The organism is Pseudomonas sp. P5_B3 (assembly GCF_056400405.1).
Genome location: NZ_JBFULI010000040.1, coordinates 1 through 25776, shown reverse-complemented (window position 1 = coordinate 25776; position 25776 = coordinate 1). Strand labels below are relative to the sequence as shown.

Below are 25776 nucleotides of genomic sequence, written 5' to 3'. Positions count from 1 at the left end.
CTGGACTCAGCTCGCTTCACGAAGGTTTGGTCACCCTCGCACGGCAGCTCCTCAACAGTACCCTCTGCCTCGATCCTGTCACGGCTTGATCGGGGTTTTTTTTGTCTGTGAATCAGGGAAATATGAGGTGTCTGTCCGGACGCCATCGCGGGCAAGCCACGCTCCCACAGGATCGGGGTTGCCACAGGTTTGGCGAACAACGCCAAACCTGTGGGAGCGGGCTTGCTCCGGGCGGCGTTCCGACGATGAACGATGACGCGGTTTAACGTTGTAGCACTAGGATGCGCGACAACAACTCATCCCGGTCCACATAGCAACCCTGGAAATGCCGCGCCCCGGTGGCGGGGTCGAAGGCGTTGCGGGCATGCAGGGTGCGGCGGTTGTCGAAGCACCACAACTCCCCGGGATTGAGCCGCTGCATCAACCTGAACCGAGGCTCGCGGGTCATCGCGATAAAGCGCCGGTAGGCGCGATAGAGCCTGGGCATCTGTTCCACCGACGCATCGAACGGTCCGCGCAGAAAGTTCGCCATGCGGATTTCCGACACCTGCCCCAACGCATCCAGGGCAATGATCGGCGCGAGGCAGCGGTAGTCGCTGTGACGGTCCTTGTTGCGAAACTCCACGGGGATTTCGCAGAGGTTTTTGAAGGATTCGGGGTCTTCCCGGCGCAAGGCGTCGGCGATGGCAAAACCATCGACAAAAATGCTCTCGCCACCCTCGGCGTCATTGACCAGGCAATGCAGGAACTGCAGCCCCGGTTGCAACTCACGGGTTGGCAAATCGCTGTGCAGCGGCAGGTTGAAGGCGGTGTAGGCGTTGCTGTCGGCGTCGGCCTTGGATTGCACGTTGAACAGCACGCCGAAATTGCTCTCGCGGATGAAGGAAATCCGTTGGGCGATCAGTTTCAGGGAGCCGGGTTCGGTGGGTACACCACGGACCTGGGTCAATCCGAAATCCCGAACCGCCAACAACCATTGTAACAAGGCGTCGGTGTCGTTCATCAGCGCTTGATACTCGAACACCGGCAACTGCAAATCGCTGTGCCAGAGCCTGGCTTTCGGCTTGCGTGCCTGGCGTTCGGCGCGGGACTCGTCGTCATAGGCGTGGGCGCGCAGCCAGCCGGGGTCGAAGCGGCTGCTGTGGCCGTCCTGCCAGTCAACCGACAGGCAACCTTCGGTGTCGATGTGCACTTGTTCAAGTGTCAGATCTTCAGCCACATCGACGATTTCCAGCACTTGCTCGCGGGTCACGGTGTAGACGCACTGCGGGCACGGGCAGTTATCCCGTAGCCATTGATGGTGGAAAGGGCTGACGCGATCGTCGGCCCAATTCACCAGAACACGGTCCGCCAGGGTCTGCACGCCAGTCAGCGCGCTGATCAACGGATAGGTACGAAAGTCGGCAAATGCTGCGGCGGTGTTCATGGCGATCTCCTTGTTATTTTTTTGGGGGTAATGCGATCACTCGGCCAATGTACTCGGGCGTTGGCAGGTCCGCCTGTTCGGCGACAATGGCTTGCAGTCGGCCCAAGGACAGTTCGCTGAACGGTGCCGAGCGCGGCCCGGCGAGATCCACGTGCAGCAGCATCTGTTCGTTGCCGGCGAGTTCCTGGGCATCACCGACCAGATGCAGGCTGTGATAGAGGTGCACGCGCTTGCTGTCGTGGGCAATGATTTGAGTGTGCACTTCGACTTGGGCGTCGAGCTTCACTTCGTGCAGGTAGTTGAGGTGCAGTTCGAGGGTGAACAGCGAGTTGCCGCTGGCTTCGCGGCTGTTGCTGTCCAGGCCCAGGCGATCCATCAGCGCGTCGGTGGCGTAGCTGAAAATCAGCAGGTAGAAGGCGTCGCGCAGGTGGCCGTTGTAGTCGACCCAGTCTGGGATGATGGTGGTTTGGTAGGTGGTGAGGGTGGGCATGGTTTCTGATCCAATTTGTGTGGTGACTGGACTGCCGCTATCGCGAGCAAGCTCGCTCCCACAGTGATTTGCAGTGTGAATACAATCTATGTCACTCAGCAGATCCCCTGTGGGAGCGAGCTTGCTCGCGATCGGGCCAGTGCTGCTGGCCCCAAAGCTTGGGCTTACTCGCTGAAAGCCATCCCATGCTTCTCTTTGGTGGTCTTCACCGCCTCCAGCACCGCCAGCAGGCAGTCATCACGATAGCGCTCCAGCGCCGAAATGCTGTGTTTGCCCAGTTGATCGCTGGTGCCATCGACCACGTCGTCGATCAGCTTGTCGGTCAGCTCCGGTGCCGGCAGGTAGGTCCACGGTAACTGCAACGCCGGGCCGAACTGCGCCATGAAGTGACGCATGCCGGCATCGCCACCGGCCAGGGTGTAGGTCAGGAACGTACCCATGAACGACCAGCGCAAACCGGCGCCGAAGCGGATTGCATCGTCGATTTCACCGGTGGTCGCCACACCGTCATTGACCAGGTGCAGTGCCTCACGCCACAGCGCCTCGAGCAGACGGTCGGCGATGAAGCCCGGCACTTCCTTGCGCACATGCAGAGGGCGCATCCCCAGGGATTCATAGACTTTCATCGCCGCTTGCACCGCTTCAGGGGCGGTGTTTTTGCCGCCGACCACTTCCACCAACGGCAGCAGGTAAACCGGGTTGAACGGGTGACCGACCACGCAGCGTTCCGGGTGCGTGGCGCTCTCGTAGAACTCGCTCGGCAACAGACCGGAGGTGCTGGAACCGATCAATGCATTGGGTTTGGCTGCCGCGCTGATTTTGCTGTGCAGGTCCAGTTTCAGTTCCAGGCGTTCCGGGGCGCTTTCCTGGATGAAATCGGCATCGCGCACGCACTCGTCGATAGTCGCGACAAAGCGCAGGCGATCTTGCGAAGCACCCGGCGCCAGGCCTTGTTTCTCCAGCGCGCCCCAGGCATTGGCGACGCGTTTGCGCAGGGCGGCTTCAGCGCCGGGTGCCGGGTCCCAGGCCACTACATCCAGGCCATGGGCGAGGGCGCGGGATACCCAGCCGCTGCCGATGACACCGCTGCCTAACGCTGCAAAGGTTTTGATTTCGGTGATAAAGCTCATGGTCGATTCCTGAATCTGGCTCGGAAAAAAAACTGTGGGAGCGAACTTTCTCGCGATGGCGTCGGTACATCCGATGCATCAATTGAGGCAGGTAAACCGCTATCGCGAGCAGGCTCGCTCCCACAGGGGGAAAGTTGTTTTGAATTAACCGCGCTTGGTCAGGCCCATTTTTGCCCGGCCTTCAGCCGGGGTCAGGACGCGGGCGCCGAGGCGGCTGAGGATTTCGCCGGCGCGCTCGACCAGTTGGCCGTTGGTCGCCAGCACGCCCTTGTCCAGCCACAGGTTGTCTTCCAGTCCGACTCGGACGTTGCCGCCGAGCAACACCGCTTGCGCTGCCATCGGCATCTGCATGCGACCGATACCGAAGCCGGCCCAGACCGCATCGGCCGGCAGGTTGTCGACCATGGCTTTCATGGTGGTGGTGTCCGCCGGCGCGCCCCAAGGGATACCCAGGCACAGCTGGAACAACGGGTTGTCGAGCAGGCCTTCCTTGATCATTTGCTTGGCGAACCACAGATGACCGGTGTCGAAGATTTCCAGCTCGGCTTTAACGCCCAGCTCCTGGATGCGTTTGGCACCAGCGCGCAGTTGCGCCGGGGTGGACACGTAAATGGTGTCGCCGTCGCCGAAGTTCAGGGTGCCGCAATCGAGGGTACAGATTTCCGGCAGCAGTTCTTCGACGTGGGCCAGACGGGTCAGCGGGCCGACCAGATCGGTGTTCGGGCCGAATTCCATCGGATTCTCGCCGGCACCGATTTCCAGGTCGCCGCCCATGCCGGCGGTGAGGTTGACAATGATGTCCACGTCCGCCTCGCGGATGCGCTCCATCACTTCGCGGTACAGCGCCACGTCACGGCTGAACTTGCCGGTTTGCGGGTCGCGTACATGGCAGTGAACCACGGTGGCGCCGGCCTTGGCGGCTTCCACGGCGGCAGCGGCGATTTGTTTCGGGGTGACCGGCACGTGTGGGCTCTTGGCGGTCGTGTCGCCAGCACCGGTGAGTGCGCAGGTGATGATGACGTCGTGGTTCATGAGGCGGTTCCTTACAGGCGAGTTTTTGGTTTTGGCCAGGCGTAGTGATCCCGTTCGCAGCCCATCAGGGCTGCGAGTCGGTGGTTCAATCGGGTTTATTTACTGGTCAGTTTCAGGTTTGCAGAGGCCGGTTTGCCATCGAAGGTGGTGACGCCTTCAAGCCAGCGTTTTTTGTCCTGCGGGTGATCATTCAGCCATTGTTTGGCCGACTCGAAAGCGTCCTTGTGATCCAGCAGCGGCTGCATCATCCGGCTCTCGTCTTCGGCGGTGAAGGTCAGGTTGGTCAGCAAACGGCTGATGTTCGGGCATTGCTCGGCGTATGTCGGCGCGGTGACGGTCCATACCGTGGCCTTGCCTTCGTCCGGCCCAAGGGCGTTCTCACTGCCGGTGAGGTAGGTCATTTTCACGTTGACGTTCATCGGGTGCGGCGCCCAGCCGAAGAACACCACGGCTTCGTTGCGACGTACGGCGCGATCCACGGCGGCGAGCATGCCGGCTTCGCTGGATTCGACCAGCTGGAACTTGCCGAGGCCGAACTGGTTTTTGGAGATCATCGCCTTGATCTGGGTGTTGGCGCCCGAGCCAGGCTCGATGCCGTAGATCTTGCCGCCCAGTTCTTTTTCGAATTTGGCGATGTCAGCGAAGGTTTTCAGGCCCTTGTCCGCGAGGTAGGTCGGCACGGCGAGGGTCGCGCGGGCGTCTTGCAGGCTTGGTGCTTCAAGCACCTTGACTTGTTTGGCGTCGACGAACGGGGTGATGGTCTGGGTCATCAGCGGGTTCCAGTAGCCGAGGAACAGGTCCAGACGCTGGTCGCGGATCCCGGCGAAGATGATTTGCTGGGAGGCGCTGGTTTGTTTGGTGCTGTAGCCGAGGCCATCGAGCAATACCTGGGTCATGGCACTGGTCGCGATCACGTCGGTCCAGTTCACTACACCCATGCGCACGTTCTGGCACGCGGCGGGTTCGGCGGCCATGACACTGGCGCTCAGCAAAGCGGTACCACTGAGTGCAAGAACACAGCTGCTGATCAGTCGTTTCATCTCAGGTTCCTCGGCAGTTTCGTTATTGTGGGTCCGGTCGTCTTTGTGCGCCGGTGATGCCAAGTTACGCAGCTAAGCGGCCGTGAAAGCGCACTGCGGCGACCAGCTCTTGCACTGCAGCGACCTGTGCTCTTGAATGCCGCGTGCAACTGGCGTATCAACATCCCTACGCTGCCCGCCCTCTTGTTACCTGCTCAGCGAGTGCGCTCCATGTCCCAGGATTTCTACCTCTTGTTGATGCCGGGTTTYTCGGCCATTGGATTTATCTCGGCCATCGAGCCGCTGCGGGTCGCCAATCGCTTTCGCGGCGAGTTGTACCGCTGGCATGTGTTAAGCGCGGACGGCGGGGCGGTGCTGGCCAGCAACGGCATGTCGGTCAACGCCGATGCGGCGCTGGAGCCGCTGAAGAAAGGCGCGACGCTGTTGGTGGTCGCCGGCTTCGAACCGCTCAAATTCGCCACCCCGGCGCTGGAACACTGGCTGCGCCGGCTGGACAACGAAGGCGTGACCCTTGGCGCCATCGACACCGGCAGCTTCATCCTCGCCGAGGCGGGTTTGCTCGACGGCCATCGCCTGACCCTGCACTGGGAAGCCATCGACGCCTTCAAGGAGTCTTATCCACAGCTCAGCGTCACCCAGGAGCTGTTCGAGATCGACCGTCGGCGCATTACTTCCGCCGGCGGCACCGCCTCCATTGATCTGATGCTGGATCTGATCGCCCAGGCCCACGGCCCGGAGTTGGCGATCCAGGTCAGCGAACAATTCGTACTCGGCCGTATCCGCCCGCGCAAAGACCACCAGCGCATGGAAGTCGCCACGCGCTACGGCATCAGCAACAAGAAGCTGGTGCATGTGATTGGCGAGATGGAGCAGCACAGCGAACCGCCGCTGAGCACGCTGGAACTGGCGGAATCGATCAAGGTGACGCGGCGACAGTTGGAGCGCCTGTTTCGCCTGCATCTGAACGACACGCCGAGCAATTTCTACCTGCGGTTAAGGCTGGAGAAAGCCCGGCAGCTGCTGCGACAGACGGACATGAGCGTGCTTGAAGTGAGCATTGCCTGCGGGTTTGAATCGCCGTCGTATTTCACCCGCAGTTATCGGGCGAAGTATGAGCGGTGCCCGAGGGAAGATCGGCGTACCGCCAAGGCGTGATTCTGAAAACACTGGAGAAACCTGTGGGAGCGAGCTTGCTCGCGATRGCGGTCTGTCAGACACATTGATGTTGACTGATACACCGCYATCGCGAGCAAGCTCGCTCCCACATTAGTTCTTTGGTGCCTGGAGGATCAGGTTACTTCTTCACCAATGCCGAACACGCTGCCTTATAGGCCTCATGCTGATATTTGTTCAGCGTCCCCGGCAGCTCAAAATTGTGCTTCTTGGCCTGGGCATTGATGGTCTGCGGCGACAGTAGGGCTACCTCGCAACTCTCCAGCAACTGGAAAACCCCTTCGATCTTGAACGTGGTCGGCCCACCAGCGAATTCGCCTTTCTTGCTGCGCTTCTTGATCGCGATGCGGTCGATGGAATTCTCACGGACAAACGAAGCGACCTGAGCGGCAAACACTTTGACGTTGGCGGCTTCGTCATCATCGTCCAGGGCAATTTTCTTGGTGGCGAGCGCGACATGGCCCAGTGCCTGACCGTCCAGGGTGGCCACGGCGATGATTGCTTCGCTGCCTTTGATTTCGATGCCGCAGACTTTCATGTTCAATCCCATTAGTGACAGAGGGTGTGCAGCTTACAGTTCAAGCTGGCTGGCAGTGATGCCAAATGCCAAAGCGATTTTTTCGCGAGTGGCTTTACGGGGCTTGGCGACGGTTTCCTGTTGGGCAAAGGCAGGCTGGGTTATGCCCATGCGTTTGGCCACTTCATCCTGGGTAAGGTTCAAGTGTTCGCGCCAGGCGCGGATAGGGGTAGCGCCATCGACGATGCGGCTCACCACCTCATGAGGGATCAAGTCGGGCTCGATTTTCTGCGCCACGTATTGTGCATAGGGAATGACCACGAAGGCTGGATTGCCTTCGGCGTCGTTGATGATTTGAATGTCAGTAGGTGCGTTCATCGCGTTTTTTGACCTCTTGAATACTGACCACTTTGATCGCGCCATCCCAATCAAACATGACCCGATAGTTACCGACACGCAGTCGATAAGCATAGTCATGACCGACCAGTGCTTTGACATTGCCTGCCTCAGGCATGCCAGCGAGCGCCGTGATGGCATCACGAACCTGAATCTGGTGAACGGAATGCAATCTCAAGAGTTGCTTAACGGCCTTTCGAGTCCAGTGAATGCTGTTCATGGAAGAATATAAGTCTTTTATAAGATTTGCGAATCTTTACTTATATTTTTATGGTTGGCCATCAACAACATTTGTCGGCATGTTGCGTGAAAAGTCCGCAGAGCAGCGGCTTTGGACAGAAGCTGTAGGTCAGATCAGAGTGCTTTGCGGGAAAAGGTTTTTTTGGCGATTGAAAGCTGGTGGTAGTGCCAGCTTTCAGCGGGACATTCAGGACTATTCCTGCCCAATCGACTCCAAAAACTCCGACCGCTCGTCGCTCATCCGCGCAATGCAATCGTTCTGGGCAATGGTGAACGCCTTGCTGCCACTGGTGGCCGGGAAGGCTTCGACGGCGCAGTCGGCGTCGCGGGTCTTCAGCCATTGCTGTTGGGCGGCTTTGATCTTGGCGGTGATGTCGGCCAGTTGCGACGGGTTTTTGCCGTACTGCGACTGCATGCGGTCGTTCAGGCCCTGGAGGTTTTCCTTGAGCAAGTCTTCGGCGGTGGTTTTGCTGAAGGCCGAGCACTCGAGGGTCTGGACGTCGTTTTCGACTTTGTCGCACGGGTTGTCGTCGGACACCTCGGCTGCGTGTACGCCGGTCGCAATCAGTGCCAAAGCCAGAAGGATGGATTTCATTCAGGTCGCCGCTCTATTCCAGTGATGCGGCGAATTCTGGCCCAAGCCGAGGGCCTTGAACAGGTCGGTGATAGTGCCTGGCGACGACCCTTTGTCGCGGATTGACGCTTTCGGCAATTCCCCTGTCGTTTTTGCACCCGGCTGCTTGGGCACCGAGGCATATGCTGGCCCAAAGCGCCGGCAGACGATTCGGCGCATGAATCGCTAATAAGGGGACAGCCTGATGAGCCCAGCCGAATTGCACGCCGACAGCATCGTTATCGACGGGCTGATTATTGCCAAGTGGAACCGCGAGCTGTTTGAAGACATGCGCAAAGGCGGTCTGACCGCGGCCAACTGCACCGTGTCGGTGTGGGAGGGCTTCCAGGCCACCGTCAACAACATTGCCGCCAGCCAGAAGCTGATCCGCGAGAATAGCGACCTGGTGATTCCGGTGCGCACCACCGCCGATATCCGCAAGGCCAAGGAACAGGGCAAGACCGGCATTCTCTTTGGCTTCCAGAATGCTCACGCATTTGAAGACCAGATCGGCTACGTCGAGGTGTTCAAGCAGCTCGGCGTCGGTATTGTGCAGATGTGCTACAACACCCAAAACCTGGTCGGTACCGGTTGCTACGAGCGTGACGGCGGCCTGTCGGGTTTCGGTCGTGAAATCGTCGCCGAGATGAACCGGGTCGGCGTAATGTGCGACCTGTCCCACGTCGGCTCGAAAACGTCCGAAGAAGTCATCCTCGAATCCAAGAAGCCGGTCTGCTACTCCCACTGCCTGCCGTCGGGGCTCAAGGAGCACCCGCGCAACAAGTCCGATGAAGAACTGAAGTTCATTGCCGACCACGGCGGTTTCGTCGGGGTGACCATGTTCGCGCCGTTCCTGGCCAAGGGTATCGATTCGACCATCGACGACTACGCCGAAGCGATCGAATACACCATGAACCTGGTTGGCGAAGACGCGATCGGCATCGGCACCGACTTCACCCAGGGCCATGGCCAGGACTTCTTCGAATACCTGACCCACGACAAGGGCTACGCCCGCCGCTTGACCAGCTTCGGCAAGATCATCAACCCGCTGGGCATCCGCACCGTGGGCGAGTTCCCGAACCTGACCGAGACCCTGCTCAAGCGCGGCCACTCCGAGCGCGTGGTGCGCAAGATCATGGGTGAGAACTGGGTGAATGTCCTCAAGGACGTTTGGGGCGAATAAGCCGCCGCATCTCTGAATCCTTTCCCGCTGCCGTCCGTGCAGCGGGCAACGCAACGAATTTTCTGGAGTCAAGTTTCCATGGCCAAAATCGCCCCGCAATTGCCAATCGAAGTCGACAGCGAAACCGGTGTCTGGACCTCCGACGCCCTGCCGATGCTGTATGTGCCGCGCCATTTCTTCGTCAACAACCACATGGGCATCGAGGAAGTGCTGGGCGCTGAAGCCTATGCCGAAATCCTCTATAAGGCCGGCTACAAGTCCGCCTGGCACTGGTGTGAAAAAGAAGCCGAATGCCACGGCCTGGAAGGCGTCGCGGTGTTCGAGCACTACATGAAGCGCCTGTCGCAGCGCGGCTGGGGCCTGTTCAAGATTCAGGACATCGATCTCGACAAAGGCACCGCCAGCGTCAAGCTCGAACACTCGGCATTCGTCTATGTGTACGGCAAGGTCGGACGTAAGGTCGACTACATGTTCACTGGCTGGTTTGCAGGGGCCATGGACCAGATCCTGGCCGCTCGCGGCAGCAAGATCCGCACCGTGGCCGAGCAAGTCTACGGTGGCTCCGAAGAGGGCCACGAAGACGGTTTGTTCACCGTCAAGCCGTTGTAAGTCGAGGAACCCGCCATGGCTTTCGAAGCAATGTTCCAACCGATCCAGATCGGTAAACTGACCATCCGCAACCGCGTGCTCAGCACCGCGCACGCCGAGGTTTATGCCACCGACGGCGGCATGACCACCGACCGGTACGTCAAGTATTACGAAGAGAAAGCCAAGGGCGGGATCGGCCTGGCGATTTGTGGTGGCTCGTCCGTCGTGGCGATCGACAGCCCGCAGGAGTGGTGGAGCTCGGTGAACCTGTCCACCGACCGCATCATTCCGCACTTCCAGAATCTGGCCGATGCTATGCACAAGCACGGCGCCAAGATCATGATCCAGATTACCCATATGGGTCGTCGCTCGCGTTGGGACGGCTTTAACTGGCCAACGTTGATGTCGCCGTCGGGCGTGCGTGAGCCGGTGCACCGTGCCACTTGCAAGACCATCGAGCCGGAAGAAATCTGGCGGGTGATCGGCAACTATGCGCAGGCTGCGCGTCGTGCCAAGGCCGGTGGCCTGGACGGCGTGGAATTGTCGGCCGTGCACCAGCACATGATCGACCAGTTCTGGAGCCCGCGCGTCAACAAGCGTACCGACGAATGGGGCGGTACCTTCGAAGGCCGCATGAAGTTCGGCCTGGAAGTCTTGAAAGCCGTGCGCGCCGAGGTCGGTGACGACTTCTGCGTGGGCATGCGCATCTGCGGTGATGAGTTCCACCCGGACGGCCTGTCCCACGAAGACATGAAGCAGATCGCCAAGTATTACGACGACACCGGCATGCTCGATTTCATCGGCGTCGTCGGCTCGGGTTGCGACACTCACAACACCCTGGCCAACGTGATTCCGAACATGAGTTACCCGCCCGAGCCGTTCCTGCACCTGGCGGCCGGGATCAAGGAGGTGGTCAAGGTTCCGGTGCTGCACGCGCAGAACATCAAGGACCCGAACCAGGCCACGCGCATTCTGGAGGGCGGCTACGTCGACATGGTCGGCATGACCCGCGCCCACATCGCCGACCCGCACCTGATCGCCAAGATCAAGATGGGCCAGATCGACCAGATCAAGCAGTGCGTCGGCGCCAACTACTGCATCGACCGTCAATACCAAGGCCTGGATGTGTTGTGCATCCAGAACGCCGCAACTTCCCGTGAATACATGGGCCTGCCACACATCATCGAAAAAACCACCGGCGTGAAACGCAAAGTGGTGGTAGTTGGCGCCGGCCCTGCGGGGATGGAAGCCGCTCGCGTTGCCGCCGAGCGTGGCCACAACGTGACCCTGTTCGAGAAGAAAGAATTCATCGGCGGCCAAATCACCACCGCTTCGAAAGCACCGCAACGGGACCAGATCGCCGGTATCACCCGCTGGTACCAGCTGGAACTGGCTCGGTTGAAAGTCGATCTGCGCCTGGGCACTGCGGCGGATGCGCCGACCATCATGGACCTGCGTCCAGACGTGGTGGTGCTGGCTGTCGGTGGACATCCGTTCATCGAGCAGAACGAACACTGGGGTGCGGCTGAAGGCCTGGTGGTCAGCAGCTGGGATGTGCTCGACGGCAAGGTTCTGCCTGGCAAGAACGTGCTGGTTTACGACACCATTTGCGAGTTCACCGGTATGTCTACCGCCGACTTCATTGCGGACAAGGGCAGCCAGGTCGAAATCGTCACCGACGACATCAAGCCGGGCGTGGCGATTGGCGGCACGTCGTTCCCGACGTACTACCGCAGCATGTACCCGAAAGAAGTGATCATGACCGGCGACATGATGCTGGAGAAGGTCTACCGCGAAGGCGACAAGCTGGTGGCAGTGCTGGAAAACGAATACACCGGTGCCAAAGAGGAGCGGGTGGTGGACCAGGTGGTCATCGAAAACGGTGTGCGCCCGGACGAGGAAATCTACTACGCCTTGAAGGAAGGCTCCCGCAACAAAGGCCAGATCGACGTTGAAGCCTTGTTCGCGATCAAGCCGCAACCTTGCCTGGAGCAGAGCGGCGACGGCTACCTGCTGTTCCGCATCGGTGATTGCGTGGCACAGCGCAACGTGCATGCCGCGATCTACGACGCGCTGCGGTTGTGCAAGGATTTCTAAGAGCTTGTGGATAACCCTTGTAGGAGCGAGCTTGCTCGCGATGGACGTGAACGATGACGCGGGGAGTCTGATTTAACGCGACGTTCTCAGGTTTTTCGCGAGCAAGCTCGCTCCTACAAGGAATCGGGCAAGGCATCCAGGTAGTTTGGCCTGCAAGACCCTGCGGTCTTTGGGAGCTTCACCTATGTTGAACACCCTTCTTCCAATCCTGCTGTTCGCTGCCCTGGGCCTTGGCGTCCTCGGTGCTTTGCGGCGGGTGAATATGTGGCGCCGGGGCCGGGCTTCGAAAGTCGACCTGATCGGCGGCCTGTTCGCCATGCCCAAGCGCTACATGGTCGACTTGCACCATGTGGTAGCGCGGGACAAATACATTGCCAACACCCACGTCGCCACGGCCGGCGGTGCGGTGGCGTCCATCGTGCTGGCGATTCTGGTGCACGGTTTCGGCCTGCATAACCGCTTCCTCGGCTATGCGTTGCTGCTGATGACGGCTGTGATGTTCGTCGGTGCGATCTTTGTTTACCTGCGCCGGCGCAACCCGCCGTCGCGTCTGTCGAAAGGCCCTTGGATGCGCCTGCCGAAAAGCCTGCTGGCGTTCTCGGCCTCGTTCTTCCTGTTGACCCTGCCGGTGGCGGGCATCCTCCCGGAAAACTTCGGTGGCTGGCTGTTGGCGGCGATTCTCGGCGTTGGCGTGCTGTGGGGCGTGTCGGAACTGTTCTTCGGCATGACCTGGGGCGGGCCGATGAAACACGCCTTCGCCGGTGCCTTGCATCTGGCCTGGCACCGTCGCGCCGAGCGCTTCGGTGGCGGTCGTTCCACGGGCCTCAAGCCTCTGGACTTGAACGACCCGACCGCGCCACTGGGCGTGGAAAAACCCAAGGATTTCACCTGGAACCAGTTGCTCGGCTTCGACGCCTGCGTGCAGTGCGGTAAATGTGAAGCAGCGTGCCCGGCGTTTGCTGCCGGCCAGCCACTGAACCCGAAAAAACTGATTCAGGACATGGTCGTCGGCCTGGCTGGTGGCACCGATGCCAAGTTCGCCGGCAGTCCGTATCCAGGCAAGGCCATCGGTGAGCACGCAGGCAATCCGCATCAACCGATCGTCAACGGTCTGGTGGATGCCGAAACCCTGTGGTCATGCACCACCTGCCGTGCCTGTGTCGAGGAATGCCCGATGATGATCGAGCACGTCGATGCCATCGTCGACATGCGTCGCCATCTGACCCTGGAAAAAGGCGCGACCCCGAACAAGGGCGCGGAAGTCCTGGAAAACCTGATCGCCACCGACAACCCGGGCGGTTTCGCGCCGGGCGGGCGGATGAACTGGGCGGCAGATTTGAACCTCAATCTGCTCAGCGAAAAGAAATCCACCGACGTGCTGTTCTGGGTCGGCGACGGCGCCTTCGACATGCGCAACCAGCGCACCCTGCGCGCCTTCGTGAAAGTGCTGAAAGCGGCGAAAATCGACTTCGCCGTGCTCGGCCTCGAAGAGCGCGACAGCGGCGACGTGGCCCGGCGCCTGGGCGACGAAGCGACCTTCCAGCTGTTGGCCAAGCGCAACATTCAGACCCTGGCCAAATACAGTTTCAACCGCATCGTCACCTGCGATCCGCACAGCTTCCACGTGCTGAAAAACGAGTACGGCGCTTTCGATGGCAACTACCTGGTGCAGCACCACAGCACCTACATGGCGGAAATCATCGATGCTGGCGCGCTCAATCTCGGTCAGCACAAAGGCGACAGCGTGACCTACCACGACCCGTGCTACCTCGGACGCTACAACGGCGAGTACGAGGCGCCGCGTCAGGTGTTGCGCGCCCTCGGGATCGAAGTGAAAGAGATGCAACGTTCCGGCTTCCGTTCGCGCTGCTGCGGCGGTGGTGGCGGTGCGCCGATCACCGACATTCCCGGCAAGCAACGTATTCCCGACATGCGCATGGAAGACATTCGCGAAACCGGCGCCGAACTGGTGGCCGTGGGTTGCCCACAATGCACGGCGATGCTCGAAGGCGTAGTCGAACCCCGTCCGCTGATCAAGGACATTGCCGAACTGGTGGCCGACGCGCTGCTGGAAGACGACGCGGCAAAGCCGGCGGCGCCGGCCAAACGTGAACCTGCGGAGGTGCACTGATGAGCGACATTATCCGCCGCGACCCGCGGGCCGAATGGATCGCCCGCAACCGGCTGCACCCGCTACACGCGGCCATGCAACCGGCGCAACACAGCTGGATGGGGCCGAATGGCGTCATCCGCAAGAATCCCCACGGCATTGGTTTTATCGGCCCCAACGGCATCAAGCGTATCGACCGTAGCGGCGCCCAGCAGGGTGGGGCGACTAAACGTTCAGCCGCTGTTGAAGTGCAGTTGCCATTGCATCAGGTGGCCGCGCCGGCGTTTTACATCAGCGTGGTGCCGGACATGGTCGGTGGTCGCTTGAGCAGCCACGACCGCGACTTGCTGGGCCTGGCCCATCAGTTGGCCGGCAAGGACGGCGCAGTGCTGGCCGTGGTGTTCGGCGAGCACAAGGAAAACGCTTTCGCCACGGCGGGCGTCGACCGCCTGTTGGTGCTGGAAGGCGAAGAATTCAACGGTTATGCACCGGAACAACGGGTCCAGGGCCTGCGGGCTGTGGATAACCAGTTCAGCCCGCGTCACTGGTTGCTGCCGGACAGTCGCAGCGGTGGTGGCGAGCTCGGCCGACGTTTCGCCGCGGCACTGGGCGAACGCCCGGCCACGCGGGTCTGGCAAGTCAAGGATCAGGAGTGCATCGGCCGCGCCGGCGCAGGCCTGCAAGACCTTGCCCGTCCGCTGGCGCGCTTGATTCTGGCGGCTGCCGAGTGCGCCGAACCGGTCAGCGAAACCCGTCACGAAGCCTTGCCCGTAGAGTTATCCACAACCGTGGCACGCAGCCTGTCACGGATCGAAGATCTGGGCGCGGTGGCAGTCGATCCGGCGGCAATCCCCATGGCCGAAGCCGAGTTCATTTTCTCCGGTGGCAACGGGGTCAAGGACTGGGGACTTTTCCACAGGACCGCCGAAGCCCTCGGCGCGACCGAAGGCGCCTCGCGGGTGGCGGTGGACGACGGTTTCATGGCCCGCGATCGTCAGGTCGGCGCGTCCGGTACCTGGGTTACTGCACGGGTCTATGTGGCGGTGGGGATTTCCGGGGCGATCCAGCACCTGCAAGGCATCGGTGCCTGCGACAAGGTGGTGGCGATCAACCTTGACCCTGGCTGCGACATGATCAAGCGTGCCGACCTCTCGGTGATCGGYGASAGCGCGGAGATTCTYMAAGCCTTGATCGMGGCGGTAGAGGCTTACCGCAACGACGCCAAGCGCGATGCGGCTTAAGGGAAGGAAAGGTTTATGAGCACGAAAATCATCAGCCTGGTGTCCATCGGCGCCCACCCGACGTCCGGTCGGCCACGTCGCGCGGAGCAGGATGCGCGGGCGGTAGAACTGGGTCTGCAACTGGCTGGGGATAACCTGCAAGTGCTGCATGCCGGCGACATCGCCGAGCCTGCATTGCGTGCTTACCTGGGCATGGGGCTGGAGCAACTGCATGTGTTGGAGCAACCGCAAGGCGCCGATGCGCTACCGGCGCTGACCGAGTATCTGCGCGATGCAGGTGCTCAGGTGGTGTTGACCGGCAGTCAGGCGGAAACCGGCGAAGGCTCGGGCATGTTGCCGTTCCTGCTCGCCGAAAGCCTGGGCTGGCCGCTGGTGGTGGGGCTGGCGCAGGTCGAGTCCATTGACGGCGGTTCGGCGCTGGTGCTGCAGGCCTTGCCGCGCGGTCAACGCCGGCGGCTGAAGGTACGCCTGCCGTTTCTGGCAACGGTGGATAACGCCGCGCCCAAGCCTCGCCAGAGCGCTTACGGCCCGGCCCGACGCGGCGTGCTGCAAGCGCAGGAAGTTGAAGTCATCGATGATCAATTGCTTGCGGTCGCCAGCCTGCAACCGGCCAAGCCACGGCCCAAGCGCCTGAAGGTGATCAAGGCCAAGAGCGGCGCCGATCGTATGAAAGCCGCGACAGCCAAGGCCAGTGGTGGAGGCGGGCAGGTGCTCAAAGGCGTGACGGCGCAAGCTGGGGCTGAGGCGATACTCAAGTTGTTGATTGAAGAAGGCGTGGTCCGCTAAGGCGGCGCCTCAAGCTGCAACAACCGGATATAAAACCGCCCCTCCGGCGAGTTGTCGCGCCGTAAGCGCCCGGGTAAAACGGGTGCTCCTTGTCCTGTGGAGTTCAGGTAAATGACTGTTGTGTTTCGTTCGGCCGTGCGCGCCGATGCGCGAGAGATTGCCCGTTTGTTTCAAATCTCGTCGGAGGGCGCTTCGGATTACATCTGGAGCCAACTTGCGAAACCCGGGCAGGATCTGCTGGACGTCGGCGCCATTCGTTATGCCCGCGACGATGTGGACTTCTCCTACCAGAATTGCCTCATCGCCGAAGCCGGTGGAGAAGTCATCGGCATGATGCACAGCTACGTGATGCGCCACGATCTGCAGGCGGAACCGACAACAGACCCGGTGTTGGCGCCGTACGCCGACATGGAAATCCCGGACACGCTCTACATTTCGAGCCTGGCGCTGCATGAGGGTTGGCGCAACCGGGGTCTTGGCGTGCAATTCCTGGCCCATGCCAGGGCGCGCGCCAACCAGCTCGGGCTCAATGGCTTGAGCCTCATCGACTATGCCGCCAATACCGGTGCCCGGCGTTTCTATGAGCGCCATGGCTTCCGCATCGTTGATAGCTGCCAGGTTACGCCGCATCCGATGATTCGGGTCACGGGCGAAGCCTTTTTGATGCAATGGCCTTAGCGGGTTTCCTGCGCAGGGGTGACCCTAGCAGAACTGATAGTGTTCGCATTACTGATGACTTGTTAGGGTACTGAGCAGTTAATACCCGCTTTCGCCAGCAGGGCTTGTCAGAGCTTCGGATGCCGAATCATGCATGGCGCAGCGGGTTGATCAGACCTCATCAAGGATCCTGCTGATGCGCACATCCGCCCAAACCCAGCGTGAAGTAGTCTCTCCTGCAGCGGCTCCGCCGTACCCCCGGACCCTGTTGCTGGCTACGGACCTGCAACAAAGCATACTCGCTGAGTTGGACCGCAATGGTCCGAACCACTTTGCGTATTCCCCCTATGGCTTGCAAAGCAGCCTGCATCAGGCTTCGACCCCATTGGGCTTCAATGGGCAACTCAGAGAGCGTCCTACCGGTTGCTATCACCTGGGCAATGGACATCGGGTCTATAACCCGGTGCTGATGCGGTTCCACAGCCCGGATCGGTTGAGTCCGTTCGGGAAGGGGGGAATCAATGCGTACGCCTATTGTTCAGGCTCGCCAATGAACAGAGTTGATCCAACCGGTGAGTCGTGGTTCTCATTGCTTGGGCAAGCCGTAGGTGCAGGTTTGAATCTGATTTTTGCCGGTGCAGCGATTAACAGGGCTGCCAGCGCAATTGTGTCAGGAGCAACGCAAACGTTGCGTATGCGAATTGGGAACACGCTGAGTTTCTGGGGTGGTGCAGGGAGTCTGCCATTCCGTGGGGCAACAATTCCTGCGGCGATGACCGCCCGGATACCCGAAGTCGCGTCGATAGTAACAAGCTCGGGTGTCATGGCCGGCCAGAGTTTTACGGGTTCAGGTGCGGTCATGCAGAACTCCGTTATTGCCGGGACATGGTGGGCGGCGGCTGCGAAGAATGGGCAGTCGAGGCCGCAAGTTTTGTGGGAGGCAGCCAAAGAGGCCAGTGGATGGTACTTGTTGCGAGGGCAAGCGCCCCGCCAGGTTCCGGGCAGGTCTCCTGACATTCCTCTGGAAGAGGTCATTGTGGAAAACGCAACAAATGTAAGGGGCACTTAGCATTTTTACGCCGTCGGTATTTCCAGAAATGGAATTACCCAAAGTCTCTGTTCGCGTTCCCGGGGGGACGCACCGCGCACGCCGTACTGCTTGATGAGCTAGAGTTTTACTTGCGCTGGCAAGGAGTGCAGCACAGTTTCGGGAATATTCAGACGTTCAGCGCCAACTCATAGAGCTTGTTTTATGAACGGGTTGAATATGAAGGCTTTCAACCGATACCTGATGCTTTTTGCAGGGACCCTGTGTGTGTCTTCGGGATCGATGCCTGCCCCCCAGACACCAGCACCCGGAACGCCCCCTGAAGTCGAGCGGGATTTTTTTCAGTGGCTGGATTCCGACCAGGGCCAGAAAGCCTCGCTGGCGCAAATGCGTGAGCGTTGCGACAGGGTACTGGATGCCGATAAGCACCTCAGTTGCTCGGTGACGGTCTTCGCCAGAATGCTTGAAGCCAAAGCCACCAACCAACTTCCCGAATACTACTTGGCGATCAAGGGCAAGCATGCCCGGGCGATTGCCGCCAGCTCCGATCTGAAGCCTCTATTCTCCACGTTTGGCAGCAAATCACTGGCTGTCCTGGCGGCGACCGGCGATTTCACGCTCAAGGGTTCGACGCGGCATGAGGTGCTGCCGCTCCATCCGTATGCCAATGATTTTTACATCGCTGAACAAGTGTTGCCATTTATCGAGGTCGGCGCGGCCAATGGTGTCTCGGCGCGTTTTGTACTGGACACGGGCGCACCGCAAACCCGGGTCAACATCGACACGGCGAAACAGATGGGCATCAAGTTGTTGCCCGATGCTTTTTATCGCTACAGCACGTTTTATGGCGAAAAGGGCTTGGCCGCGAGGCTGGGAATTCTCAGGTCGCTGAAAGTCGGCACCCGCGAGTTCAGAAACGTCCTGGTCTTTGTCAGCGACCGGGATAATCTGTTGGGGCTGGATCTGATCGGCAAGCTGGGGCGCTTGAAGATCACCAGCAGAACACTGGAGCTGAATCCACCGCCGGCCAAACGCTGTGATGTGTCGATTGTCGTCAGCCGCCTGGATCTCAATCAACGGCTGGTGGTGGCCGCACAGCTGGATCGCCGGGCAACGCATGCCATCATCGATACCGGAAATGTCGACTACCTGACGGCCTCGTCGCCCGGCAGGCAGCTCAGTGTTGCGCAAGCGCTGACACCGGGACGCTCGAGCGTTACCGCCAACGACAACAAGCGCTTCCAACGCTTCGACGGCGTATTGGCCCTGCAAGGCATCACCATGGCAGTCACCTACAAATACTACCCGGGCTTTACCATCCCGCCGTCGCTGATAGGCGGGCAATATGTCCCGTCGATATTGCTCGGATGGCGCGCCTTCAAAGACTTTGAATTGAATCTGGACCTGGATTCAGGTCGCTCATGTCTAAATAAAGTTTGAACAACTTCGGTGTTTACCCACAATCCCTGTTGGCGGTTCTGTGGATAACATGTTCGCCCCTCGCTATACCCCATATAGATCAAGCCCTGCAAGCCGTCGCTCAAAAAACAACCAACCTGGTTCGTGTTTTTTCCAAGCTTTTTCAAGGGGATAAGTGCTGTTTTGGATGCAGACTTGCCCCCAATCTCTGTTGGCGCTTCTGTGGATAAGATGTTTGCTATCGGCTGTAGGCCTTATAGACAGAGGCGTGCAGGGCTTTGATCGTAAAATGATCAAAAGACGGTTTTGCGTCGTTAGCTACCGCGCAAACGTCGGGTTTTTGTGGGTTTCAGAGGTTTTCCACAGAGCCTTCGAAGTTAACCCCAAAGTCTGTTGGCGCTTCTGTGGATAAGGTGTTCGCGATCTTCTGTAAGGCATACAGAACGTGCCTTGCAGGCTTCTGATTAAAAAACATCCAACGGCACCTGAAAAACCGTTAATTGAATAAGTCACGGATTTTATTGGCGTTGTGTGGAAAAAATCCCTGAGAACTCACAGTTACCCACATTTGCTGTGAGTCGAGGTGTGGATAACTTGTTCGCGGAATGCTGCAAGCCATGATCGGCCTGGGCTACAGAGGGGTGGTTGTCTTTTGTACAGGTCGCGGGCTCGATCGACTGACGTGAAAGCGGCGTTTCTGCTCGTTAGCGATATGACCAGTTGATCGTCCCGATATATATCCAATTTAAATAAGTTTAGATTCCTATAGGTATATCAGACTATTTGACAGGATTTATCTCCCGGACTTTAATCTTCCTCACGCGATGAAATGAACAGGGTTGTTCAAAAAAATTTCTCTCCGGGTCTCTCCGTAGGAGTGGTGCAATGGATTGTTTTTGCGCTCAAGAATTGATGATATTTCCCATAAAAATCTCTCTTCTCCTTAGTGACTAGTCTAATAGCCTTGCGCGACGTATTCGTCAGTACTAAACAATGCGTGCGTGGGCACTATTAATCCCAGATGTTTTAGCAGGCCTGGCAGGGCAGGTCATTTAGTGAGCGAATTGTAGAATAATGATGAGCGATGCCGGTGGCTTATATCGGCGCTTGTCTATATGGGCACTACCGTGCGTTTAACACCAACTTACAAGGAGTTATAAAATGTCAGAAGCAGCCAAATCAAAAGTCAAGTCGGTCGCCGCCGCCGCTGTTGCGCCATCCAAAGAGGCGTATGTCGAACTTCTGAACGAAATGCGAGTTCACGATAAAAAGCGTTCGGAGGGCAGTGCCAGAGGCGTTCTGATGGCCTCGCCGCACCTGCAGCAGATTCATCTGCGCAGCCTCTATGTCAGTAGCAGCTCCAATGATCCGGCGGTGAGGTACCTTGAACCCAAGGCCCGGGAGGCGGGTGAGGGGCAGTCCGACCAGTCTGAATCAGAGTTGACCAAGGCAACGGAAGCGTTCCAGAATTCCGGTTCGACTGATACCACGCCTTATAAGAATAAACTCGATGAGCTGCGCAACCGAGACAAGGCGGCTGCGGATAAACGCATCGACAAGATGTATGACGAAGCCATTGCTCAAGTTGAGAAATTTCCGCAAAGTGGCGATGCCGTTGTCGGCTTTATGGATACCTTTGGTGGTCTGTTCAATGCAGTGCTGGATAAAATAGCCAACTTCTTCGTTGAGGTTGGTAAAAATATTCTGAATTGGCTGAAGAATGTCTGGGAGAAAATTACCAGCACGTTCAATTCGGTTGTTAGTTGGATCACAGGTTGGTTTTCCTGAACGTATCAACCGAATGGTGAGGTGGTGAATGATTAAGCCAATTGGGCCTCCGCCTTTTATCGATCCACTTGAACGTGAGTGGTGTTTTGCGTTTAATCTCGAAGAAAACAAAGCGCTTGAGGATAATAAGGCCAGGCTTGAAATTCTTCGTCAACGCGATAAAAAGAGGACTGAAGAAAAAATAGATGGCTTATATGACGAACTCCAGCGAAAAATCAATCCCGACTATAAAAGACCGCCCAGTGCCTCCGACATAGGCAATATTTTTTCGGTGGCGCAGAGCATTATCAAATCCTGGAACTGGTAGATGTTCCGTAACGGCATAAAAAACCGCGAGCATGCTCGCGGTTTTTTGTTCAGGGCCGAGGTGACGATACTCAGCCTTGTACCGGAACCCCTTTGAGGTACGGCGCTGGCTCGGCCCCAAGATTGCTCAGCAGACGTTCGCTGTACCAGTCCACGAAGTTCACCACGCCGAACTCATAGGTCTTGGAGTACGGGCCAGGCTGGTACGCGGTGGAGTTGATGCCGCGCTGGTTCTCTTCGGCCAGGCGACGGTCCTGGTCGTTGGTGGCATCCCAGACCTGGCGCATGCGCTCCACGTCGTAGTCCACGCCTTCGACCGCGTCCTTGTGCACGATCCACTTGGTGGTGACCATGGTTTCCTGAGCGCTGATCGGCCACACCGTGAAGACGATGATGTGGTCACCCATGCAGTGGTTCCAGGAGTGCGGCAGGTGCAGGATACGCATCGAGCCCAGGTCCGGGTTCTGGATCCGGCCCATGAGTTTTTTGCAGCCCTGCTTGCCGTCCAGGGTCATCGACACGGTGCCCTTGAGCAGCGGCATGCGCACGATGCGGTTACGCAGGCCGAAGCTGGCGTGGGCGTAAGGAATCTTCTCGGCTTCCCAGGCTGCGGCAGAGGCGGCGACGTGATCCTTGAACGCCTGGTCGGCGCGTGGGTCGGTGACGTCGTCCCATTCCAGCAGGGTTTTCAGCAGTTCCGGGTGCGACGCGTTGCAGTGGTAGCACTCGCGGTTGTTTTCCAGTACCAGTTTCCAGTTGGCCTTTTCCATCAAGGTGGTGGTAATTGCCACCTTGGTGTTCTCCATGTCGTACGGTTCCATGTAATGGTTCAGTGTCGACAGGAAGTCATCGATGGCCGGTGGGTTCTCCGCCAGGCTGATGAAGATGTAGCCGCCGGCGGTCTTCACATTTACCGGTTTGAGGCCGTACTGGTTCATGTCGAAGTCGGCACCCATTTCGGTGCCGGCGAACAGCAGGCGGCCGTCGAGTTCGTAGGTCCACTGGTGGTAGTGGCAGACCAGTTTGGCGACCTTGCCTTTCTCGCTGGTGCACAGGCGCGAACCACGGTGGCGGCAGACGTTATGGAACGCGTGCACCACACCTTCGGCGCCACGAATCACGATGATCGGGTTTTTGCCGATCTGCAGGGTCAGGTAGTTGCCCTTGGTCGGGATCTCGCAGGTCATGCCGGCGATCAACCACTCTTTCTGGAAGATTTCCTGCATGTCGATATCAAACAGGCGCTCGTCGGAGTAAAACGGCTGCGGCAGCGAGAAGGTGCGCTCGCGCTCTTGCAGCATCTGTGCAGTGGCCTTGCGTGCGGGTTCCAGCGGATCGCCCAGGCTCAGGGTAGTAGTGACGTCCATCATTTAATCCTCAAGGCCATTCTGTGTGGCCGGCGAATAGTGGCTACGGTTGTGCGACGCAAGACAAAAAACAGCAGTTATCTGTTGAGGCGAGTGTGGGGCCGGCGCTGCCCGGAACCTTATCCATGGGCGACATGGCCCAATCTGATCCCGACGCGCAACCCCCGGTAATTGGGGGCTGGTCGCGATAAGTATGTGAATGTCGCAGATAGGTAAATGGGAGGTTCGCGCTATACGCAGAATCGCAAACATGAAGGCCGACAGTCGGCCGTGGAGATCAGCATGTCCAACAGCTTCCTGAACCCGGTAACCACCCAGACCTGGGCCAATGGTCGGCACATCGTCCGTTGCGTCAAAGTCATCCAGGAAACCTGGGATGTGCGCACCTTCTGTTTCATGGCCGACCAGCCAATCCTGTTCTTTTTCAAACCCGGGCAATTCGTCACCCTGGAGCTGGAAATCGACGGCGTGCCGATCATGCGCTCCTACACCATTTCCAGTTCGCCGTCGGTGCCGTACAGCTTTTCGGTAACCATCAAGCGCGTGCCGGGGGGCAAGGTGTCCAACTGGCTGCACGACACTCTACATGAAGGCCAGGAGCTGGCGGTGCACGGGCCGGTCGGACTGTTCAATGCCATGGACTTCCCTGCGCCGAAAGTACTCTACCTCAGCGGCGGCGTCGGCATCACGCCGTGCATGTCCATGGCGCGCTGGTTCTACGACACCAACGGCAACGTCGACATGACGTTTATCCACAGTGCCCGCTCGCCCAAAGACATCATTTATCACCGCGAGCTGGAACACATGGCGTCGCGGATCGAGAACTTCAGCCTGCACCTGATCTGCGAGAAACATGGCATGGGTGAGCCCTGGGCCGGTTATCGCGGTTACCTGAACCACAGAATGCTTGAATTGATGGCACCGGATTTCCTTGAGCGCGAAGTGTTCTGCTGCGGCCCGACACCGTATATGAACGCGGTCAAGCGCTTGCTGGAAGGCGCTGGCTTCGACATGTCGCGCTACCACGAAGAGTCCTTCGGCGCGACTCCGCCAGAAGCCCGCGCCGACGCCGTGGAACACGCTGAACAAGCGGCTGATGCCCCGGAAATCGATGCGGCGGATCTGCATCAGGTGGAATTCATCGCATCCGGCAAGAGCATTCGCGTGGCCCCTGGCGAGACCGTGCATGCGGCGGCGGCCAAGGTCGGCCTGATGATCCCGAAAGCCTGCGGCATGGGCATCTGCGGCACCTGCAAGGTGCTGAAGCTGGGCGGCGAAGTGGAAATGGAACACAACGGCGGGATCACCGAGGAAGACGAAGCCGAAGGGTACATCCTGTCGTGCTGCAGTGTGCCGAAGGGTGACGTGCGGATCGAGTATTGATAAACGCCATAAAAACCTGTGGGAGCGAGCTTGCTCGCGATGAGGCCGGAACATTCAAAATTGATGTTGACTGATCCACCGCTATCGCGAGCAAGCTCGCTCCCACAGGTACGGTGTTTTTTCAGTCAACGAATAGGTCAGTCATGAGTTTTTCGCTGCTATCCGGTGCGAACCGATAGTGCTCGAACTCCGTTACACCGCTTTCCCGCAGTATTTCCTCATCAATCAACAAGCGCCCGGTCAAGCTGCGGTTTGCGCTGCTCAGAATCACATGTGCCGCATCGGCCATGATCGCAGGCACGCGCGCATGCTTGAATGACTCCCTCGACCCCAACTGAAACTCGATGGCAGCGGTGGCAATCATGGTCTGCGGCCACAGCGAGTTGACGCTGATGCCGTAATTCCTGAATTCCTCACTCATGCCCAAGGTCAGCATGCTCATGCCGTATTTGGTCACGGTGTACGGGCTGTACTGGGCAAACCACTTGGTGGCCAGGTTCAGTGGCGGGGACAGGTTGAGGATGTGGCCACCGGACTTCTTCAAATAGGGCAGGGCGGCCTGGCTGCACAGCAGCACGGCACGGGTGTTGATCTGGTGCATCAAGTCAAAGCGCTTGAGTTCGAGGTGCTGGACCCCGGTCAATTTGATCGCCCCGGCGTTATTGATCAGCGCATCGATGCTGCCGAAATGTTCGTTGGCCTGGGCCAGTGCTTCGCGTACGGCATCCTCTTCACGTACATCTACCTGCAAGGCCAGCGCCTTGCCGCCTGCGGCTTCCACTTCCCGGGCCACACTGAAAATCGTGCCCGGCAGCTTGGGGTGGGGTTCGGCACTTTTGGCGGCGATCACAATGTTGGCCCCATCGCGTGCGGCCCGCAGCGCAATCTCGCGACCGATGCCACGGCTGGCGCCGGTGATGAACAGAGTTTTGCCTTGCAATGACATGCTGACGCTCCTGATTGTTGTTATGTGAGCAGCGGCTCGACAAACAATGTAGACGAGGAGCAAGCAACAGGGGGAGATGGTGTTGGCTTTTGTGGGARCGAGCTTGCTCGCGATAGCGGACGGTCAGTCGACATCAATGTTGGAGGTGCCGGCCTTATCGCGAGCAAGCTCGCTCCCACAGGGATTGTGGCGTTAGTGAGACATCACTTCACGGATATCCCGCGCCAGTTCCCGCACGCGCTCTTGCTCGGTGTCCCACGAGCACATGAAGCGTGCGCCGCCGTTGCCGATGAAGGTGTAGAAGCGCCAGCCCTTGGCGGTCAGCGCGGCGATGGCCGGCTCCGACAGTTGCAGGAATACGCCGTTGGCCTGTACCGGGAACATCAGCTCCACGCCCGGAATGTCGCTGACCAGTTCGGCCAGCAATTGCGCGCAGTGGTTGGCGTGGTTGGCGTATTTGAGCCAGGCGTCGTTTTCCAGGATTCCGACCCATGGTGCCGAGAGGAAGCGCATTTTCGACGCCAGTTGCCCGGCCTGTTTGCAGCGGTAATCGAAGTCTTCGGCGAGTTTGTGGTTGAAGAACAGAATCGCCTCGCCCACCGCCATGCCGTTTTTCGTGCCGCCGAAGCACAGCACGTCGACACCGGCCTTCCAGGTCAGGTCGGCCGGGGTGCAGCCGAGGAATGCGCAGGCGTTGGAGAAGCGCGCGCCGTCCATGTGCAGGTTCAGGCCCAGTTCCTTGCAGGTGGCGCTGATGGCGCGGATTTCGTCCGGGGTGTAGACGCTACCGACTTCGGTGG

At 59.1% G+C, this 25776-nt stretch carries 25 protein-coding genes and 1 pseudogene; 13 read left to right on the top strand and 13 right to left on the bottom strand.

Features of this window, described 5'->3' with window-relative positions; all coding sequences use genetic code 11:
* Positions 1–262: 262 nt before the first annotated feature.
* The 5 genes from AC1DRN_RS21460 to choX form a co-directional block, all read right to left on the bottom strand.
* Positions 263–1426 (bottom strand): gamma-butyrobetaine dioxygenase, encoded by a 1164-nt coding sequence (locus AC1DRN_RS21460; protein WP_223456792.1) that lies wholly within the window; start codon positions 1424–1426, stop codon positions 263–265.
* A gap of 13 nt (positions 1427–1439) precedes the next feature.
* Positions 1440–1916, bottom strand: coding sequence for a thioesterase family protein (locus AC1DRN_RS21455; RefSeq protein ID WP_223456795.1), 477 nt, complete (start codon positions 1914–1916; stop codon positions 1440–1442).
* A 164-nt stretch (positions 1917–2080) separates the two neighbouring features.
* Positions 2081–3046, bottom strand: a complete 966-nt coding sequence (locus tag AC1DRN_RS21450; RefSeq protein ID WP_223456797.1) for an L-carnitine dehydrogenase — start codon at positions 3044–3046, stop codon at positions 2081–2083.
* 144 nt (positions 3047–3190) lie between these two features.
* The gene (gene cdhC, locus AC1DRN_RS21445; RefSeq protein WP_008048151.1) at positions 3191–4078 is read right to left on the bottom strand and encodes a 3-dehydrocarnitine:acetyl-CoA trimethylamine transferase CdhC; all 888 of its coding nucleotides are present in this window, start codon (positions 4076–4078) and stop codon (positions 3191–3193) included.
* A 95-nt stretch (positions 4079–4173) separates the two neighbouring features.
* Positions 4174–5118 (bottom strand): choline ABC transporter substrate-binding protein, encoded by a 945-nt coding sequence (gene choX, locus AC1DRN_RS21440; RefSeq protein ID WP_223456799.1) that lies wholly within the window; start codon positions 5116–5118, stop codon positions 4174–4176.
* A gap of 210 nt (positions 5119–5328) precedes the next feature.
* Between choX and AC1DRN_RS21435 the strand changes: the two genes are divergently transcribed.
* Positions 5329–6273 (top strand): GlxA family transcriptional regulator, encoded by a 945-nt coding sequence (locus AC1DRN_RS21435; protein WP_223456801.1) that lies wholly within the window; start codon positions 5329–5331, stop codon positions 6271–6273.
* Between the two features lie 139 nt (positions 6274–6412).
* Here AC1DRN_RS21435 and AC1DRN_RS21430 read toward each other — a convergent pair whose 3' ends face one another.
* The 4 genes from AC1DRN_RS21430 to AC1DRN_RS21415 all read right to left on the bottom strand — a co-directional run bounded on the left by AC1DRN_RS21430 (position 6413) and on the right by AC1DRN_RS21415 (position 8039).
* Positions 6413–6829: a DUF3010 family protein gene (locus AC1DRN_RS21430; protein WP_108216975.1), complete on the bottom strand. Its 417-nt coding sequence runs from the start codon at positions 6827–6829 to the stop codon at positions 6413–6415.
* A gap of 33 nt (positions 6830–6862) precedes the next feature.
* On the bottom strand, positions 6863–7186 hold the full coding sequence (locus tag AC1DRN_RS21425; RefSeq protein ID WP_056726566.1) for a helix-turn-helix domain-containing protein: 324 nt from the start codon (positions 7184–7186) through the stop codon (positions 6863–6865).
* Complete coding sequence (locus AC1DRN_RS21420) at positions 7170–7424, bottom strand: type II toxin-antitoxin system RelE family toxin (protein WP_056726567.1); 255 nt, start codon at positions 7422–7424, stop codon at positions 7170–7172. The genes AC1DRN_RS21425 and AC1DRN_RS21420 overlap by 17 nt, the downstream gene beginning before the upstream one ends.
* 213 nt (positions 7425–7637) lie before the next feature.
* Positions 7638–8039: a lysozyme inhibitor LprI family protein gene (locus AC1DRN_RS21415; RefSeq protein ID WP_223456803.1), complete on the bottom strand. Its 402-nt coding sequence runs from the start codon at positions 8037–8039 to the stop codon at positions 7638–7640.
* Between the two features lie 223 nt (positions 8040–8262).
* On the opposite strand from AC1DRN_RS21415, the gene AC1DRN_RS21410 reads away from it, so the two are divergent.
* The 8 genes and pseudogenes from AC1DRN_RS21410 to AC1DRN_RS21375 all read left to right on the top strand — a co-directional run.
* Positions 8263–9240, top strand: a complete 978-nt coding sequence (locus AC1DRN_RS21410) for a dipeptidase (protein ID WP_108216971.1) — start codon at positions 8263–8265, stop codon at positions 9238–9240.
* A gap of 78 nt (positions 9241–9318) precedes the next feature.
* Positions 9319–9849, top strand: coding sequence for a DUF5943 domain-containing protein (locus AC1DRN_RS21405; RefSeq protein WP_008048169.1), 531 nt, complete (start codon positions 9319–9321; stop codon positions 9847–9849).
* Positions 9850–9864: 15 nt separating this feature from the next.
* Positions 9865–11925, top strand: coding sequence for a dimethylglycine demethylation protein DgcA (gene dgcA, locus AC1DRN_RS21400; protein ID WP_056726570.1), 2061 nt, complete (start codon positions 9865–9867; stop codon positions 11923–11925).
* Between the two features lie 184 nt (positions 11926–12109).
* Positions 12110–14056, top strand: a complete 1947-nt coding sequence (gene dgcB / locus AC1DRN_RS21395; RefSeq protein ID WP_223456805.1) for a dimethylglycine demethylation protein DgcB — start codon at positions 12110–12112, stop codon at positions 14054–14056.
* The gene (etfA, locus tag AC1DRN_RS21390) at positions 14056–15276 is read left to right on the top strand and encodes an electron transfer flavoprotein subunit alpha (protein ID WP_477786794.1); all 1221 of its coding nucleotides are present in this window, start codon (positions 14056–14058) and stop codon (positions 15274–15276) included. The genes dgcB and etfA overlap by 1 nt, the downstream gene beginning before the upstream one ends.
* A 15-nt stretch (positions 15277–15291) precedes the next feature.
* Positions 15292–16062, top strand: a complete 771-nt coding sequence (etfB, locus tag AC1DRN_RS21385) for an electron transfer flavoprotein subunit beta (protein WP_108216968.1) — start codon at positions 15292–15294, stop codon at positions 16060–16062.
* 111 nt (positions 16063–16173) lie between these two features.
* Positions 16174–16740 carry a GNAT family N-acetyltransferase gene (locus AC1DRN_RS21380; protein WP_223456807.1) on the top strand — a complete coding sequence of 189 codons (567 nt, stop codon included), beginning with the start codon at positions 16174–16176 and terminating at the stop codon, positions 16738–16740.
* Between the two features lie 133 nt (positions 16741–16873).
* A pseudogene (locus AC1DRN_RS21375) lies at positions 16874–17233 on the top strand (RHS repeat-associated core domain-containing protein); the annotation flags it as partial.
* 17 nt (positions 17234–17250) lie between these two features.
* Here the strand turns inward: AC1DRN_RS21375 and AC1DRN_RS21370 are convergent.
* Positions 17251–17580 (bottom strand): hypothetical protein, encoded by a 330-nt coding sequence (locus AC1DRN_RS21370; protein ID WP_223457008.1) that lies wholly within the window; start codon positions 17578–17580, stop codon positions 17251–17253.
* 391 nt (positions 17581–17971) lie between these two features.
* Between AC1DRN_RS21370 and AC1DRN_RS21365 the strand changes: the two genes are divergently transcribed.
* The 3 genes from AC1DRN_RS21365 to AC1DRN_RS21355 all read left to right on the top strand — a co-directional run bounded on the left by AC1DRN_RS21365 (position 17972) and on the right by AC1DRN_RS21355 (position 21281).
* Entirely contained in the window at positions 17972–19207 is a 1236-nt protein-coding gene (locus AC1DRN_RS21365; RefSeq protein WP_223456809.1) for a retropepsin-like aspartic protease, read from the top strand.
* A 1140-nt stretch (positions 19208–20347) separates the two neighbouring features.
* On the top strand, positions 20348–20974 hold the full coding sequence (locus tag AC1DRN_RS21360; RefSeq protein ID WP_223456811.1) for a hypothetical protein: 627 nt from the start codon (positions 20348–20350) through the stop codon (positions 20972–20974).
* A gap of 28 nt (positions 20975–21002) precedes the next feature.
* Complete coding sequence (locus tag AC1DRN_RS21355; RefSeq protein ID WP_223456813.1) at positions 21003–21281, top strand: hypothetical protein; 279 nt, start codon at positions 21003–21005, stop codon at positions 21279–21281.
* Positions 21282–21351: 70 nt separating this feature from the next.
* Here the strand turns inward: AC1DRN_RS21355 and gbcA are convergent, their stop codons facing one another.
* Positions 21352–22647: a glycine-betaine demethylase subunit GbcA gene (gbcA, locus tag AC1DRN_RS21350; RefSeq protein ID WP_223456815.1), complete on the bottom strand. Its 1296-nt coding sequence runs from the start codon at positions 22645–22647 to the stop codon at positions 21352–21354.
* A gap of 282 nt (positions 22648–22929) precedes the next feature.
* Here gbcA and gbcB point away from each other — a divergent pair, with 282 nt between their 5' ends.
* Positions 22930–24030: a glycine-betaine demethylase subunit GbcB gene (gbcB, locus tag AC1DRN_RS21345; RefSeq protein ID WP_223456817.1), complete on the top strand. Its 1101-nt coding sequence runs from the start codon at positions 22930–22932 to the stop codon at positions 24028–24030.
* 121 nt (positions 24031–24151) lie between these two features.
* On the opposite strand, the gene AC1DRN_RS21340 is transcribed toward gbcB, so the two are convergent.
* Positions 24152–24976 carry an SDR family oxidoreductase gene (locus AC1DRN_RS21340; RefSeq protein ID WP_223456819.1) on the bottom strand — a complete coding sequence of 275 codons (825 nt, stop codon included), beginning with the start codon at positions 24974–24976 and terminating at the stop codon, positions 24152–24154.
* A gap of 192 nt (positions 24977–25168) precedes the next feature.
* The coding region (locus tag AC1DRN_RS21335; protein WP_477786793.1) for a threonine aldolase family protein at positions 25169–25776 on the bottom strand (608 nt) is incomplete at its 5' end.